This is a genomic window from Alphaproteobacteria bacterium (assembly GCA_025800285.1).
Classification (GTDB): Bacteria; Pseudomonadota; Alphaproteobacteria; order JAOXRX01; family JAOXRX01; genus JAOXRX01.
In genome coordinates, this window is the sequence record JAOXRX010000113.1 from 1 (window position 1) to 536 (window position 536).

A 536-nucleotide genomic window follows, 5' to 3' on the forward strand; every position below is an offset into this window, starting at 1 on the left:
CATAAGAATATGGATAATACTCATAACTTTCATTCAATAATTGTTTTAACCTTTTAATTTCTCCTTTCAGAAATAATTATCTTGATTCCATTTTATTTATAATATTATATAATCTATAATTAAAAAAATGAATGAATCTTATTGCATCAAAGATAAAAGAGTTACTCCTTGTGCTGAACCAAGTGGTTATCAAACCGATAAAAACGGAAGAAGACAGTTTTATTGTACTTGTCCAGTTTGTGGAATAAAGAAAGTCAGGTATGTAAAAAGTACTTCAACAGGGAAAAAAAAGCCTAAAAGGTGATGGAATAGTGACAGATGTTGGAGGAATAGCAGCAGATGCTTTATATCACCATGGTATTCCTTGGCTGTTAGTGCTAGTGAATTAATGAGGGATAAGAAATTACAAAAGAAAGCTGTAGATTATGGAATGAAAATACTGTCACCATTCGTAGGTGATACTGCTGGAAAAGCTTTGGATCAATTATCAACAAAAGTAAGACCTGATAAGAAGTATAAAACTGATAGAAAAGATT

1 protein-coding gene is annotated in these 536 nt (G+C 30.4%); it reads left to right on the forward strand.

What is annotated here, in order from left to right; all coding sequences use genetic code 11:
* Nucleotides 1-127 precede the first annotated feature (127 nt).
* Nucleotides 128-304: a hypothetical protein gene (locus OIF36_05685; protein MCV6599944.1), complete on the forward strand. Its 177-nt coding sequence runs from the start codon at nt 128-130 to the stop codon at nt 302-304.
* The last annotated feature ends 232 nt before the right edge of the window (nt 305-536 follow it).